At 64.0% G+C, this 15,519-nt stretch carries 14 protein-coding genes; 9 read left to right on the forward strand and 5 right to left on the reverse strand.

The features are described from left to right. The first annotated feature begins 63 nt into the window (after positions 1 to 63). From HB777_10435 to HB777_10445, 3 genes are all read left to right on the forward strand, one after another. Complete coding sequence (locus HB777_10435) at positions 64 to 1,002, forward strand: glycerol acyltransferase (protein QND64283.1); 939 nt, start codon at positions 64 to 66, stop codon at positions 1,000 to 1,002. A gap of 111 nt (positions 1,003 to 1,113) precedes the next feature. Continuing rightward, positions 1,114 to 1,389 carry a type II toxin-antitoxin system ParD family antitoxin gene (locus HB777_10440; protein QND64284.1) on the forward strand — a complete coding sequence of 92 codons (276 nt, stop codon included), beginning with the start codon at positions 1,114 to 1,116 and terminating at the stop codon, positions 1,387 to 1,389. Then, positions 1,379 to 1,693 (forward strand): type II toxin-antitoxin system RelE/ParE family toxin, encoded by a 315-nt coding sequence (locus tag HB777_10445; protein QND64285.1) that lies wholly within the window; start codon positions 1,379 to 1,381, stop codon positions 1,691 to 1,693. Before HB777_10440 ends, HB777_10445 begins: the two co-directional genes overlap by 11 nt. Before the next feature lie 21 nt (positions 1,694 to 1,714). On the opposite strand, the gene HB777_10450 is transcribed toward HB777_10445, so the two are convergent. Beyond that, positions 1,715 to 2,677: a hypothetical protein gene (locus HB777_10450; GenBank protein ID QND64286.1), complete on the reverse strand. Its 963-nt coding sequence runs from the start codon at positions 2,675 to 2,677 to the stop codon at positions 1,715 to 1,717. A 157-nt stretch (positions 2,678 to 2,834) separates the two neighbouring features. On the opposite strand from HB777_10450, the gene HB777_10455 reads away from it, so the two are divergent. The 3 genes from HB777_10455 to HB777_10465 all read left to right on the forward strand — a co-directional run bounded on the left by HB777_10455 (position 2,835) and on the right by HB777_10465 (position 6,087). Beyond that, on the forward strand, positions 2,835 to 3,419 hold the full coding sequence (locus HB777_10455; protein ID QND64287.1) for a nitroreductase: 585 nt from the start codon (positions 2,835 to 2,837) through the stop codon (positions 3,417 to 3,419). Further along, entirely contained in the window at positions 3,420 to 4,028 is a 609-nt protein-coding gene (locus HB777_10460; protein QND64288.1) for a flavin reductase family protein, read from the forward strand. It begins immediately after the preceding gene. A 157-nt stretch (positions 4,029 to 4,185) separates the two neighbouring features. Next, complete coding sequence (locus tag HB777_10465; protein QND64289.1) at positions 4,186 to 6,087, forward strand: hypothetical protein; 1,902 nt, start codon at positions 4,186 to 4,188, stop codon at positions 6,085 to 6,087. A gap of 2 nt (positions 6,088 to 6,089) precedes the next feature. Here the strand turns inward: HB777_10465 and HB777_10470 are convergent, their stop codons facing one another. Together HB777_10470 and HB777_10475 are read right to left on the reverse strand one after the other, a co-directional pair. Beyond that, a complete protein-coding gene (locus tag HB777_10470; GenBank protein ID QND64290.1) occupies positions 6,090 to 6,971 on the reverse strand; it encodes a CoA ester lyase in 882 nt (293 codons plus the stop codon). A gap of 3 nt (positions 6,972 to 6,974) precedes the next feature. Then, positions 6,975 to 7,427, reverse strand: coding sequence for a MaoC family dehydratase (locus tag HB777_10475; GenBank protein ID QND64291.1), 453 nt, complete (start codon positions 7,425 to 7,427; stop codon positions 6,975 to 6,977). Between the two features lie 152 nt (positions 7,428 to 7,579). On the opposite strand from HB777_10475, the gene HB777_10480 reads away from it, so the two are divergent. Beyond that, positions 7,580 to 8,704, forward strand: a complete 1,125-nt coding sequence (locus HB777_10480; GenBank protein ID QND64292.1) for a DUF2336 domain-containing protein — start codon at positions 7,580 to 7,582, stop codon at positions 8,702 to 8,704. On the opposite strand, the gene HB777_10485 is transcribed toward HB777_10480, so the two are convergent. Continuing rightward, complete coding sequence (locus tag HB777_10485; protein QND64293.1) at positions 8,701 to 10,767, reverse strand: FUSC family protein; 2,067 nt, start codon at positions 10,765 to 10,767, stop codon at positions 8,701 to 8,703. The genes HB777_10480 and HB777_10485 overlap by 4 nt on opposite strands. Before the next feature lie 45 nt (positions 10,768 to 10,812). Further along, positions 10,813 to 12,873, reverse strand: a complete 2,061-nt coding sequence (parE, locus tag HB777_10490; GenBank protein QND64294.1) for a DNA topoisomerase IV subunit B — start codon at positions 12,871 to 12,873, stop codon at positions 10,813 to 10,815. A 259-nt stretch (positions 12,874 to 13,132) separates the two neighbouring features. On the opposite strand from parE, the gene cpaB reads away from it, so the two are divergent. Both cpaB and HB777_10500 read left to right on the forward strand, forming a co-directional pair. Then, on the forward strand, positions 13,133 to 14,038 hold the full coding sequence (gene cpaB / locus HB777_10495) for a Flp pilus assembly protein CpaB (protein QND68727.1): 906 nt from the start codon (positions 13,133 to 13,135) through the stop codon (positions 14,036 to 14,038). Positions 14,039 to 14,070: 32 nt separating this feature from the next. After that, entirely contained in the window at positions 14,071 to 15,516 is a 1,446-nt protein-coding gene (locus HB777_10500) for a type II and III secretion system protein family protein (GenBank protein QND64295.1), read from the forward strand. Positions 15,517 to 15,519 lie beyond the last annotated feature (3 nt).

Genomic DNA, 15,519 nt, shown 5'->3' on the forward strand with positions numbered 1-15,519 from the left:
GGCGGTGGAGCGATCCACCGCCATTTTCATATCCCTGTCACGCCGGCCTTGTAACGAGCCCCTATGCTCAAGCTGAAATTGCGCGAACGACCCTTTCCCGAGCTTTCCTATGCGAATCCGCGCCAGCCGGCGCTGACGCGCTGGTTCATTCACTCGGTCGAAGGCCTGTCGGGCCGCGACCGCTACACCGCGCTCTATGATTTCTGGCGCCGCCAGGTCGTGCCGACCGGCGAACGCGTGTTCAGCCGCATGCTCGACCTGATCGACGTGCGGGTGCGGACATCGGATCAATGGCCGCCGGCGCAATTGCCGGATACGCCGCTGGTGATCGTCGCCAATCATCCGTTCGGCATCGGTGACGGCATTGCCGTGCTGTCGCTGGTCGAGCAACTCGGACGCCCGTTCCGGGTGATGATCCACAAGGACCTACTCAAGATCCGCGAGATGGAGCCTTACTCGCTGCCGATCGACTTTTCCGAGACCAAGGACGCGCTCAAGAACAACATGGCCGTGCGCCACGAAGCGGTGCGGTTGCTGAAAGAGGGTGTCACCATCGTGGTGTTTCCGGCCGGCGGTGTCGCCACCGCGCCGAAGGGCTTTGGCCGTGCACGCGACTTGCCGTGGAAGATGTTTCCAGCCCGTCTCGTCCAGGACGCCAAGGCGTCGGTCATCCCGATGCATTTTTCCGGGCAGAACGGCAGGCTGTTCCATCTGGTCAGCGGGCCGATGAACATGGCCGAGCGCGACGGCCGGGTGGCGAAATTCGTCGGCAAGGCCTCGCTGACGCTGCGCATGTCGCTGCTCATCCACGAATTCGCGCGGCTGTCCGGCAAGGCGATAGACGTGCGCGTCGGCGATGTGCTGAGCTGGAATGAGCTGGAGCCGTTGCGCGACCGCAAGGCGCTGCTCGACCGGCTTTACCGCGGCGTGTTCGACCTGGCGCCAGTTGTGGCGCGCCGTCGGATTCCGTTCTTACCGGCGCGAACCAAGCTGGCGGCTTGAGCAAACAAATATCCGGCTCACAGGGGCCGAGTCTTGGCCGGCCGTTGCGAAAAATAGTATGACACTGTAACGTCACCTGCTATATATATCGGGGCAAGGAAAGAACTTGCCATGAGAACCAGCAAACCGATCACTGTGACCCTCGGCCGCCAGCAGGCCAGCGTTGACGCACGCCTGGCGTCGGGTGCCTACGACTCGGCCAGCGAGGTCATGCGCGCCGCGCTGCGCGCCCTCGACCGCGAGGAGCAGACCATCACCGCGATCATGCGCGCCAAGGTCCAGGAGGCCCTTGACGACCCGCGTCCGGACATCCCGGCCGAAGACGTCTTCAAAGCGCTGCGCGCCCATCATGCGGACCGCATGAAGGCCTCCAAGCGTGACACATAAGGTCGTCTTCAGACCGGCGGCCCAAGCCGACCTCTTCGCCATCTACAACTACATCGAAAACGACAGCGGGAGTCGGCGTGCCGGCGACTATGTCGACCGCATAGAGGCTGCGTGCATGGCGCTGTCCACCTTCCCGGAGCGCGGGACCGTGCGCGACACCGTTGGCCCCGGCGTCCGCATCGTCGGCTTTGAACGCCGCGTGTCGATCGTTTTCCGGGTCGACGGTGGCACCGTGGTCATCCTGCGCGTGCTCTACGGCGGACAGGATTATCCTGCCGGTTCAGAGGATGACGCAGACACTTGATTCTTCTGGTGGAATTGCGAACTAATCCGCGCCTTCTTCGGGATCCATCGCCGCGGCCTCGGTGGCCAGAACCTCGATCTCCTGGTTCTGCCCGGCTACGACCGTAAAATCCTTCTGGTAGATGCGGTCGCGGTTCTTGGCGATGATGGTGTAGTCGCCCTCGGCCAGCACCATCGAGGCGAAGGCGCCGACGGTTTCCTTGATCGGATCGCCGGACTCGTTGAGCAGCGACCAGGACGTGTCGGCGATCGCCTCGCCACCGGTTTCGCGCACGAGCTTCATCGTGATCTCGGCGGCGTGGTGCTCGACGGTCGCTTCGGTCAGCTTGCCGGCCTCGACACGGATGTCGGAGCGGATGACCGCATTGACCGCGCCATAGGTCGAGACGACATGGTAGATGCCGGCGTTGAGCCGCACGACGCTGTTGGGCTCGACATCGGGAATGATCAGCGCGCGGTCGCCGTTGGCCTCGGCGGTGCCCTCGTAGATCGAAAAGCGCAGTTTCTTCGGTGGAATGCGCACGCCGCCCGACAGCACGGCGTCGAGCTTGAGGCCGCCTGCGTCGAGCACGAGGCTCTCGCGCTTGGCGTCCTTGCCGACGGTGATGCGCTTGGTGGCGCCGGCCCGGCCGTAGGAGGCATGAACCAGATAGCTGCCGGGTTCGAGCTGGAAGACGGCGGTGCCGCCATGGGAGGAGGCGACCATCGGCAATTTGCCGTTGACGGCTTCGGGCTTGAAGACACGCCAGACGATGCCGCGCGTGATGTCGGAACCCTTGTCGGTCAACTGGGCGGAGAGTGTGATGGCGCCGCCGCCGCTCAGCGCCAGTGACGTCTCGCCTTTCGGCGTCGCATAGCTGGAAATTCCCGGAAGCTTCAGGTCGCTGACACCGTCGACGTTCTGTGCAACGGCGAACGAAACCGGCGCCATGAACAGCAGGGCGCCGAGCCAGACCAGGAAAAGACGGACAGTCCCCTCAAACATGCCTTGCGTTGAAGCCCATGGCGGTGGCAATTTCAAGGCTTAAGAGTCCGATCGATACGACTCTTCCGTCCGGCGTATCCCGCGCCAATGCCCGAGCCGCCCGAATTCCCGATGGTGCGCTTCAGCTCAAAACAGAATGTCTAGGAGACTTGCGCCCATGGCGTCGCCGATCATCGATTTCCTGCTGACCCGAAACTCCGCGCCGATCCCTGATCTGAAGGAACCAGCGCCGAGCGATGCGGAGATCGCGACGATGGTCGCGGCCGCCTCCAGGGTGCCCGACCATGGCCGACTTGAGCCCTGGCGCTTCATTGTCTACCGTGGCGACGCCCGCGTCGAGATCGGCAGACAACTGGCAGCCCTTGCAGAGCAGCGGGAGGGGCCCTTGCCGGAAGGCCGCCGCAACCAGGAACTGGCGCGGTTCTCGCGCGCGCCGCTGGTGATCGGCGTCGTGTCCATCCCCAGGGAGAATCCAAAAATCCCGCAATGGGAAATGTTCCTGTCGGGCGGCATGGCGGCGATGAACCTGATGATAGCAGCCAATGCGCTGGGCTATGGCACCAACATGATCAGCAACTGGTATTCGGATGTGCCGGAGGGCAGGGCGCTGCTGGGACTGGCGCCGCAGGAGCGGGTCATCGGCTTCATCCATATCGGCTCCTATGCCGGCCCGGCGCCGGAGCGGCCGCGGCCGGATCCGGTAAAGCTTTACGGCGACTATTCGGGGCCGTGGGTGGGCTGAATGTTCTACGAACCTTCAAAGGGCCACGGTCTGCCGCACGACCCTTCGAAGGCGATCGTGGCGCCGCGTCCGATCGGCTGGATTTCGACGCTGAACGGGGCTGGTGAGATCAACCTCGCTCCGTATTCTTTCTTCAATGCCGTCTCGACGCGACCGTTCATCGTCTGGTTTTCCTCCGAAGGCGAGAAGGACAGCGCCTCCTTCGCCCAGGAGACCGGCGAGTTTGTCGCCAATCTCGTCAGCCGCGATCTTGCGGAGAAGATGAACCGAACATCGGTCAATGCACCGCGCGGCGTCAATGAGTTCGTCTATGCCGATCTTGCCATGGCGCCGTCTCGGCTGGTCGCGCCGCCACGCGTGGCGGCAGCGCCGGCCGCGCTCGAATGCCGGGTGACGGAAGTCTTTCGGCCAAAGGCTCTGGACGGATCGGCGACGAGCGCCGTCATCGTTGCCGGCGAAGTGGTCGGCGTGCATATCGACGATGCCTTCCTTAGGGATGGCCTGTTCGACATCACCAAGGCAGGCAATGTCGCTCGTCTCGGCTACATGGACTATGCCAGCGTCGACGAGGTGTTTTCGATGCGCCGGCCGCGCTGGGACAAGGATTAGACCTTGGGTTCCGCTGCCGTCCGCGGCGACGGTGGATTCCATAGCCGTGAGCACGCGAAAGCGATTCCCCTTTATCTGAACACAGGCTAAGAGAGCGGCTTCGGCGATGCATTGGGGTTACGCATCGACCTTGGGGATATTGCGGGGCGCGGGCGACATGAAGAAACGAGATTCGCTGGGAACCCGGCTGCGCTACGGGTTCGACAAGAGCATGGCCGCCGGTCCGATCGCGCTGATCGGCTGGCTCGCCGTCGCTTCGCTGCTGATCATCATCGCTGCCGCGGCTTTCCTTGCGGTGACCCGCATCGCGCCGGAGGGCGGCGAGCCGCTGAACTTTGTCGAAGCGTTCTGGGAATCGCTGATGCGCACGCTCGATTCCGGCACGATGGGCGGTGACACAGGCTGGGCCTTCCGCCTCGTTATGCTGTTTGTCACGCTTGCCGGCATCTTCGTCGTGTCGGCCCTTATCGGCGTGCTCAGCGCCGGCGTCGACAGCAAGCTCGACGAACTGCGCAAGGGCCGTTCGCGGGTGCTGGAGGCCGATCACACCATCATCCTCAACTGGTCGCCGTCGATCTTCGACGTCATTTCCGAACTCGTCATTGCCAACGCCAGCCGCCGCCGTCCGCGCATCGTCGTGATGGCCCATATGGACAAGGTCGAGATGGAGGACGAGATCGCGGCCAAGGTCGGCAAACTGGGCAACACGCGCATCATCTGCCGCAGCGGCGACCCGACCGATCTCTACGATCTGGCCATCGTCAATCCGCAGACCTCGCGGTCGGTCATCGTGCTGTCGCCGGACGGCGACGATCCGGATTCGCAGGTCATCAAGACGGTTCTGGCGCTGGTCAACGACCCGAGCCGGCGCACCGACCCCTACAACATCGCCGCCGAGATCCGCGATGGCAAGAACGCCGAGGTCGCCCGTGTCGTCGGCGGAGCCGAGGTGCAGCTCGTGCTGGCCGACCAGCTCATCTCGCGCATCGTCGTCCATTCGAGCCGGCAGTCGGGTCTCAGCGGCGTCTATTCGGAGCTGCTCGATTTCGACGGCTGCGAAATCTACACGACCGAGCAGCCGGATCTCTCCGGCAAGACCTTCGGCGAGGCGGTGATGGCGTATGAGCACTGCGCGCTGATCGGGCTTTGCGATCGCGAGGGGCGTGTCAATCTCAACCCGCCGTCGGACCTGGTGATCGGCAAGGACATGCGCGCCATTATCATCGCCGAGGACGATGCCGCGATAAAGCTGGGAAGTGCCCGGGTCGAGACCAACGCTGCGGCGATCCTCGGTCCGCGTCCCATCGAGGCGAAGCCGGAGCGCACGCTGATCCTCGGCTGGAACCGGCGCGGTCCGATCATCACCTATGAATTGTCGCGCTACGTCGCGCCTGGTTCGATCCTGACCATCGCCGCGGATACATCAGGCCTCGAGCAGCAAGTTGCCGAATTGCCGGTCGTCGGCGACAATCTGGCGGCCTCCTGTCGCGTCACCGACACGTCGAGCAGCACCGCGCTGGCAAGCCTGGACGTGCCTTCCTACGACCACGTGCTCGTCCTCGGCTACAGCGAAACCATGGCAGCGCAACCCGCCGATACGCGCACGCTGGTGACGCTGCTGCATCTGCGCAAGATCGCCGATGATGCCGGCATGCATATCAGCATCGTCAGCGAGATGATCGACGTGCGCAACCGAGAGCTTGCGGCGGTGACCAAGGCCGATGATTTCGTCGTCAGCAACCGGCTGGTCAGCCTGATGCTGGCGCAGGCGTCCGAAAACCAGTACCTCGCCGCGATCTTCGATGACCTGCTCGACGAGAAGGGCTCCGAAATCTACATGCGTCCGGTCGCCGACTATGTCGTCATCGACCAGCCAGTGACCTTCTGGACGATCGCGGAATCGGCGCGGTTGCGCGGCGAAATCGCCATCGGTTACCGGCGCATCCGCGCCGGAGAGGCCGACCAGCGGGCGCTGGGCGGCGTCACCGTCAACCCGCTGAAGTCGGAAGCGCTGGCCTATCTGCCGGAGGACCGGATCATCGTGCTGGCGCGGGACTGAGACTAAGCCGAAACACCTGCCGCCTTTGCCCGCGCCAGCAGTCGTTCGGCCAGCCGCAGATGCGGGCGGTCGTACATCTTGCCGTCGATGCCGACGACGCCGGGATTTCCCGCTGCCGCGAACGCGGCGACGATTGCCGCCGATTGTCTCATCGCCTCGAGTGACGGCGTAAAGGCGGCGTTGATGACCGGCACCTGATCGGGGTGGATCGCCATCTTGCCGGTGAAGCCATCGCGCTCGGCTTCCATGCATTCCGCCTGGAAGGCGGCCATGTCGCGAAAATTCGGAAAGACGGTATCGATCGCCATGACCTCCGCAGCACCAGCGGCAAGTATGGTCATGGTGCGAGCGTGGCGGAACACGTCCGTGTAGTGGCCATGCTCGTCGCGGGCCGTGCGCGCGCCGATCGCCGCCGACAGGTCTTCCGCGCCCCAGGTGAGGCCGGCAAGCCGCGCGCTCGTCCCGGCATAGGTCGCGGCCGCCAGCACGCCTGCCGGGGTTTCGGTGATGATCGGCAGGATCTTTATCGCACCGTCGGGCAGGCCGTTTTCGGCCTCATGCACCCTCAGCTTGGCCGAAAGCTGCTGGACATCCTGGCCGCTGTTCGATTTCGGCAGCATGATTCCGTCCGGCCTGGCTGAAACGAGCGCCGCCAGATCGTCATCCGTCTGCCCGGTCGACAGGTCGTTGACCCTGACATAGATCGCCGAATTGGTTTGCGCCCTGTGTTCGTCAATGAAGCGCGCCGCCACCTCGCGCGCCAGCGCCTTGTTGTGCGGCGCCACGGAATCTTCAAGGTCGACGATGACCACGTCGGCGCCGGCGCCAAAGCCCTTCTCCAGCTTCCTCTGTGAATCGCCCGGGACGAACAGCAGCGAACGCATGCGTCAGATCGCCTTCTTCAGCATCATCGCTTGCCTGGTGCATTTGGCGACGAGATCGCCATGCTGGTTGTAGGCGCGATGCTCGAATTCGACGATGCCGCGATCGGGTTTCGATTTCGACTCGCGCACCGAGATGACTGTCGTCTCGACCCGGATGGTGTCGCCATGGAAGACCGGATGCGGAAACACGGTTTCCTTCATGCCGAGATTGGCCACCGTGGTGCCGACGGTGATGTCATTGACCGAAATACCGATCATCAGGCCGAGCGTGAACAGCGAATTGACCAGCGGCTTGCCCCATTCGCTCTTGGCGGCAAAATCGAAATCGATGTGCAGCGGCTGCGGGTTCAGCGTCATCACTGAAAACAGCATGTTGTCGCTTTCGGTTACGGTCTTGCGCAGCGTGTGCTGGAAGACATGACCGACGACGAACTCTTCGAGATAAAGCCCGGCCATTTTCTGTCTCCTTCACCGTTTGACGGTTGATAGGCGCTGCATTCAGGGCTCGCAAGCCAGTTAATGAACATGGTGAACCCTTCGTAAACCAATTTTGCCTACGGTCCTGACCGGGGCCAGAACCTTCTGGCAAGGGGCGTAAGCAGACGGGCATGGTTGTTGTTTCGCATTTCCTGAAATGGATCTACACGGCCAGGGTGTCGGAGCGCGCCGCCGCGGCCAGCGCGCTGGCCCGAGCCTACGTCAATTCCGACCTGCCATTCGAGGACCGCTGTGCCGCCGAGGCGGCGCTGACGCTGCTGCTCGACGATGCCTCGTCGAAGGTGCGACTGGCGATGGCCGAGGCGTTGTCGATGAGCCCCCACGCGCCATTGCAGATCATCAGCGTGCTGGCCTCCGACCAGCCGGAAGTCGCCGGCGTGGTGCTGGCGCGCTCGCCGCTGCTCACCGACGCCGATCTGATCAACCGCGTGGCCTCAAGTCCGAAGGCGACGCAAAAATTGATCGCCGACCGGCCTGTTGTCTCGATGGCGCTGTCGGCGGCCATCGCCGAGATCGGCGAGGCGGAGGCCTGTGCCGTGCTGCTCGCCAACAGCGGCGCCGACATCGCTTCGCTCAGTTTCCGCCGCATGGCCGAACGGCACGGGCATCTGCCCCTGGTGCGCGAGGCGCTGATTTCGGATATCAGGCTGCCTGCCGACTGCCGGCATATGCTGCTCGTCAAGCTCGGCGAGATGTTGAAAACGTCGCCACTGGTGATGGCATTGATGGGCGCTGCGCGAGCCGACCGCGTCATGCGCGACGCCTGCGTCAAGGCCTCGGTGACGCTGATCGAGGGCACGCGCCAGGAAGAACATGCAGCACTGATCGAGCATCTCAGGCTGCGCGGCGATCTCACCGCGAGCTTCCTCATCCGCACCATCGCGCATGGCAAGGTCGATTTCTTCGGCTCGGCGCTGGTCGCGCTCAGCCAGCAGTCCGAACAGAGGGTGAGGGCGCTGCTGGCCGGCGGGCACGACGTTGCCTTGCAGGCGCTGTTCCGCAGCGCCGGCCTCGCAGCTGCCACGCACGCCATCATCCTGCGCGCGCTGAAGATCTGGCGCGAGGTCGCTAATGGCAAGCGCGTCGCCGGTGTGCAGGAGGTCAGCTGGCTGATGCTGAAAGAGGTGGGTGGCCAGTCCGCCGAGGGTGATCTCGCCGCGCTGGTCAAGTCGATCCATCTCGATGCACTGCGCGAGAATGCGCGGGGCCACGCTCTGGCGATAGCGGCTGCTTAGCCTTTATCCCTCGCGAAGAAGTCCGGAAAATCCTCCATCGCGGCGGCGATGATGCGCAGCGATGCCGCGATCTGCAGCATCTCGCCGGGACCGTTTCGTTGGGCGATACCAGCTGCATATTGGCGGGCGACGGCGACAGTCGAGGTCTGCGGATCGCCGGGAGCGCGGAAGAGAAGTTCGCGCGCCAGCCCTCTTAGAAAATTGGCAATCGAAAGCGCGGTCTCGGACGGGATGGCATGGCCCTGGCTTGCGTCGCGCAGCCGCAGGATCTCCAGGCCGACGGTGACGGCGGCGACGCCGCCGCCCAGAACCGCATCGCCCTTCCTGCCGGCGTTCTGCACCAGCGGCATCAGTTGGTTGATGCGGTCATAGGCGAGGCTCTCGAAGGCCGAGCGCCTCGGCACCCGCTCATGCAGGCAAAGCCGCGCCAGATCCTCGCGCATGGCGCGTACGATACGGTTGGCCGCGAGCCATGGATCGGCGGGCAGCACGACGATGAAGACACCAATCGCCAGTAGGATCCCGACCAGGATCGACGCCGAACCGGCGAAGAACGGGCCGGGATCGTAGATCATCGCCTGATGCGGGCTGAGGAAGGCGAGGAAATTGATGGCGAAGGCCGTCGCCACCCCGACATAGCGCGGGTTGGCCATGGCCAGCGCTGTCGGTACAAGGATAGGCACGACAAACAGCATGAACCAGCCGAAGCCGGGCAAAGCGGGCAGCGCGATCTGGCCGACGAGAAAGGCAAAGGGCAGCGCCAGCAGCGTTCCCTTGAAGAAGCCCCAGGCCACCTGCACGGGATCGGGGCGAGCGGCAAACAGGCTTGATACGACGGCAACGAGAATGACGGTGCCGGCCGCTTCCGACCATTTGGTGGTTAGCCAGAAGGCCGCGACCAGCAGCGTGGCAAGGGCAGCGCGCACGGCGTTGCGCGACGCGCCGGGGTAATCGCGATGCACCACCAGCGCAGGCTGCCTGCTGCCCCGGACCGGGCGCGTGGCAGGCGCGCGCAAGGCGTCGAGGCCGCGTAGCACCTGCTTGAGCGCCTCGGCGAAATCGGCGGCGATGGTGAGCCGGGTGATGGTACCGACCCTGTCGTCGCCCTGGTCGGTCGAGGCATCGGGCATCTGCCTGGCCTTGGCCGAGATGGTGTCGAGCCGCGCCACCCAGGGTGCGGTGTCATCCAGCGCGCCTGGCTTGGCCGCCAGTTCGCTGACAAGGGCCTGCAACTCCGAACGCACCGGAATGAGTGCGGCGTTCTTAGGGGCAGCGTGCGAATGCAGCGCGCGTGCCGCCGACAGCGCCGAGAGCAGCTGTCCTATGGTGCGCCGGACCGGATGGGCACGCGGTGCGAAGCTCGGCGCCTCGAGCCTGGCATAGGCGCGCATTTCGCCAAGCGTCTGGGTGTCAGTGACCAGCTTTCGGTGCAGGCCGGACAGCGTTGCCGGATCGCCGCCGGAGAACGCGCCGCCCGCGTATGTCGCGAGATCGAGGATGCAGCGTTTCAACCGCGAGATGATGGCGTCGCTTGCCAGTTTTGGCAGGATCAGCCGGCTGGTCAGGCCAGCGCAGACAATGCCGAGCACGATCTCGGCACAGCGTGCGACAGCGAGGTCGACGACAAGGTGCGGCTGTCCGAAGGCGGGCAGGCCGATGATCATCGCGGTGTAGCCTGCAAGGGCGGCGCCATAGGCTTCGGGATTGCGCAGCAGCGACGAGACGAAGGTGCAAATGCCGATCCAGACGGCAAGCACCGTCACCAGCACCCAGGGGCCGGTGCCGAAAACGGTGGTGATGCCGATCGCCGCGACGCCGCCGACAAGCGTTCCGAGCAACCGGTAGAAGCCCTTCGCCAGCACCATGCCGGCAACCGGCTGGGCGACGATGAACACCGTCATCATGGCCCATTGCGGGTGGTCGAGCTTCAGCGCATAGGCGGCCAGCAGCGCAATCAGGCCGGCCGAAACGGTGCGCAGAGCAAAAATCCAGTCCGAGCGCGTCGGTTGCGCCAACCCGGCCAGACTGGTTTCGAAATAGGTTTTCAGTCGCGCCCAGGTCACATGCTCGTCTCCGCAACTGGAGCCTTGTTATGGACCGGCTGGCGGCTAGATATCCAGCACTTCCGCCGTGGCGAATTCGGCACGTTCCTGGATGAAGCGGAAGCGGGCTTCCGGCTTGGTGCCCATCAGCTCATCGACCCTGTCCTTGGTGGCCGAATCGATTTCGTTCACATCGACCCTGAGCAGCGTGCGCTTCCTCGGGTCCATGGTGGTTTCCTTGAGCTGCGCGGCCATCATCTCGCCCAGGCCCTTGAAGCGGCCAAGCTCGACCTTGCCGCGCCCGGTGAACTCGGTGCGCAGGAGCTCGTCCTTGTGCGCGTCGTCGCGGGCATAGGCGACCTTGCCGCCTTGCCTGATCGAGTAAAGCGGCGGCACTGCGAGATAAAGGTGGCCGCCACGCACCAGTGCCGGCATCTCCTGGTAGAAGAAGGTGATCAGCAGCGAGGCGATGTGGGCGCCGTCGACGTCGGCGTCGGTCATGATGATCACGCGGTCGTAGCGCAAATCCTCGTCGCGGTATTTCGACCGCGTGCCGCAGCCGAGCGCCTGGATCAGGTCCGAGATTTGCTGGTTGCCGGCAAGCTTGTCGTTGCCGGCGCTGGCGACGTTGAGGATTTTTCCGCGCAGCGGCAGGACGGCCTGGCTGGCGCGGTCGCGCGCCTGCTTGGCAGAGCCGCCGGCCGAGTCACCTTCGACGATGAACAGTTCAGCGCCTGCCGCGGCATTCTGCGTGCAGTCGGCGAGCTTGCCCGGCAGCCGCAGCTTGCGCACCGCGCTCTTGCGCGACACTTCCTTTTCCTGGCGCCGGCGCACCCGCTCGTCGGCGCGTGCGATCACCCATTCGAGCAGCTTCGACGCTTCCTGCGGGTTGTCGGCCAGCCAATGGTCGAACGGATCGCGGATCGCGGTCTCGACGATGCGGATTGCCTCGATCGTCGCCAGCCTGTCCTTGGTCTGGCCGACGAATTCCGGCTCGCGGATGAACACCGACAGCATGCCCGCCGCCGAGATCATGACGTCTTCGGAGGTGACGATCGAGGCGCGCTTGTTGCCGACGAGATCGGCATAGGCGCGCAGGCCCCGCGTCAGCACGTTGCGGAAGCCGGCCTCGTGGGTGCCGCCTTCGCCGGTCGGGATGGTGTTGCAGTAGGAATTGATGAAACCGTCGCCGCCGAACCAGGTCACCGCCCATTCGAGCGAGCCATGGCCGCCCTGTTTCTCGCTCTTGCCGGCGAAAATCTCGCGCGTCACCTGGAAATCGTCGCCGAGCGATGCCTTGAGATAGTCCTTCAGGCCGCCGGGAAAATGGAATTCAGCCTTGGCCGGAGTCTGATCCTTTTCCTTGATCAGTGACGGATCGCAGGTCCAGCGGATTTCGACGCCGCCGAACAGATAGGCTTTCGAGCGCGTCATCCGGTAGAGCCGCGCCGGTTCGAACGCCGCGCCCTTGCCGAAAATCTGCTCGTCGGGGTGGAAGCGGATTTTTGTTCCACGCCGGTTGTGGACCTCGCCCAACTGCTCCAGGCCGGTCACGGGAACGCCGCGCGAAAAGCGCTGACGATAGAGTTGACGGCCGCGCGCGACCTCAACCTCGAGATGGTCCGACAGCGCGTTGACCACGGACACGCCGACGCCATGCAGGCCGCCCGATGTCTCGTAGACCTTGGAGTCGAACTTGCCGCCCGAATGCAGCGTCGTCATGATAACTTCGAGCGCCGGCTTCTTGAACTTCGGATGCGGATCGACCGGGATGCCGCGGCCATTGTCGGTGACGGCGAGATAGCCGTCGGCCGAGAGCTCGACATCGATGAAGGTGGCATGGCCGGCCACCGCTTCGTCCATCGAATTGTCGATGACCTCGGCGAACAGATGGTGCATCGCCTTGTCGTCGGTGCCGCCGATATACATGCCTGGCCGGCGGCGCACCGGCTCCAGCCCTTCCAGTACCTCGATGTCGGCGGCGCTATAGCCTTCGCTGCCATCCTTGGTCGCGGCAGGACGCTTGGTGGCCTGCACCAGCTTGGTGGCCTGCACCAGCGGATCCGCCGGGCGAGCCGGCTGCGGCTGCTTGTCCATATTGCCGAAGAGATCGTTGTTGTCGTCCATGCCTGCCATAGGGTCCGGTGCTGCGAATCACCTCGCGATACTGCCACGCTTTTCAGCGCCAAGCGACCGAGGTTCCTGTTCCGTTCGGGGATCTGGCCCCTCTTACCCCAAAACCATTCGATAACCAAGCCGGCGGAAATAGATCTAATACCACCGCGCAAAATTCCTGATTCTTTAACAATGCCGCCTAGGGTTAAGCCCAACAAAACAAGAAACTGCGGGCATCAGGGGTTTCGGCGTGAGGGGCAAGGCCATATCGATGATCGGCATCGCCGCCGTTTTTGGCGCGATCTCGATCTTTGCCGCGGATTTCTGGGTCAAAAGCCAGGCCAAGGCCGATTCCGAAGAGAAGACGGCGTCGATCCCGGCACCTGTTGTGCCCAAGGTAGAGTTCAAGACCATCGTGGTGGCGAATGCGCCGCTGCGTTACGGCATGGAACTCGACCGGGCGCAGCTTAGCGAAATTCCGTGGTCGGAAGGGTCCGTGCCGCAGGGCGCCTTCACCACCATCAATGCGTTGCTCGCCGACGGCAGCCGCGTGGTGCTGTCGCCGATCGAGGTCAACGAACCCGTGCTGCTGACCAAGCTGTCCGGGCCTAATGGCCGCGCGACGCTCTCCAACATGATGACGCCCGGAATGCGGGCGGTGACCATCCGCACCGACGAGATCGCCGGAGTTGGCGGCTTCGTCACGCCGGGTGACCGGGTCGATGTCGTGCTGACACGCGATGCCGGCGAAATCCAGGAAGTGGCCAAGAACGCTCAGGGCGCTGCCGGTTCCACCGTCACCTCCGAGATCGTTGTCGCCGATGCCAAGGTGCTGAGCGTCGGGCAGGGCGCCGACGAGCGTCAGACCACGCCGCAGATTTCCAATTCCGTGACCATCGAGGTGACGACCGACGGCGCGCAGAAAGTGGCGCTTGCCCGCACCGTCGGCACCTTGTCCTTGTCGCTTCGGTCCTCCAGCGAAGGCGGAGACAGCAAGAACGGCGTCACCACCATCTCTTCCTTCGGTGGATCGGTCGCCTCGAACGTCCAGGCCGCGGCCAGTTCGTTGTTCGATGCCGTGGTGAAAGAGCCGGAGAAACCGAAGTTCAAGACGGTCATCGTAACGCGCGGCACAAAGGCCGAGGAATACCAGGTTCCTTCGCCGGACCAGAAATAGAAGCCAGTGGGGACTGGGTGAGGGACGGGACAATGTTTGGGCTGATCACATATCGGGTCATGGGACGGTTGCGCGTTTTGCGCACCGTGGCCGCCGCTGCTTCGCTGGCTGCCGCCGCGATGCTGGCCTTCGGCACTTGCGCCAGGGCCGACAACGATATCGTCTATGTGTCGTCGACCAAGAATGCGTCGATCAAGGTTGCCAAGGGCAAGCCGAAGACGATCATGACCAGTGCCGCCTTCTACCAGATCGTCATCGGCGACCCGGAGATCGCCAACGTCAACCCGCTGACCGACAAATCCTTCTATGTGCTGGGCAACAATCTCGGCACCACCGGTATCGCGCTGTTCGACGAGAAGAAGCAGCTTGTCGGCACCATCGACATCGAGGTGACGCTCGACACCGACCAACTGGCCAGCACCATTCGCGCCAGCGTGCCGGATGCCAGGATCAAGGTCGGCTCGGCCAATGGCCGGGTCGTGCTGTCGGGCGAGGCGGATGACGCGGTCGCAGCCGAAAAGGCAAACAAGATCGCGACGCGCTTTTCCGGCACCGAGGAGGTCATCAACTCGGTCAACATCTCGTCGTCGCAGCAGGTCCAGCTCAACGTCCGCTTCGTCGAGATCAACCGCCAGGCGGGCCAGGATCTGGGCGCCAAATACGCCGCCAATTTCGCCTATGGCCTTGGTGGCCGCGACGTCTCGCTCGATCCGGGTACAGTGCCGACGGCCGGTACCGGCGAGATCATCGGCCGGTTGCTGTCGAATGGCGTGTCGATCGATATCGCCATCAAGGCGCTGGAAGAACGCGGTCTTGCCCGTCGGTTGGCCGAGCCGAACCTGATCGCCCGGTCCGGCCAGACGGCGAGTTTCCTCGCCGGCGGCGAGTTCCCGATCCCGGTCTCCGAGGACAACGGCAAGATCTCGGTCAGCTACAAGAAATACGGCGTCAGCCTGGATTTCACGCCGACCGTCCTGAAGGACGGGCTGGTCAGCCTGGACATCGCGCCGGAAGTCTCCTCGATCGACGCCTCGGCCTCCTACAATATCGGCACCATCTCGGTTCCCGGCTTCATCGTGCGCCGCGCCAGGACGTCGGTCGACCTGAAGAACGGCCAGAGCTTCATGATCGCTGGATTGCTGCAGTCGCAAAACGACATCACCACCTCGCGCATTCCCGGTCTCGGCAAGATGCCGGTGCTTGGGGCGCTGTTCTCTTCGAAATCCTATCAGCGGCGCGAGACCGACCTGGTCATCATCGTCACGCCCTATCTGGTCAAGCCGGTCGATCCGTCGAAGAAGCTCGTCGAGCCGACCGACGGCACGCAGCCGGCCAGCAACGCCGACTATTTTCTCAACAACACCGAGGAAGTGAAGACGTCCGACGCCAATCGCGCGCTGGCAATGGCCGACGGCAGTGTCGCGCAGCCGGCTGCCGTCACCACTGTCGGGCATTTCCTCGACCTGCCGAAGGACTGAAGC

The sequence above is a fragment of the Mesorhizobium loti genome (assembly GCA_014189435.1).
Taxonomy (GTDB): domain Bacteria; phylum Pseudomonadota; class Alphaproteobacteria; order Rhizobiales; family Rhizobiaceae; genus Mesorhizobium; species Mesorhizobium loti_G.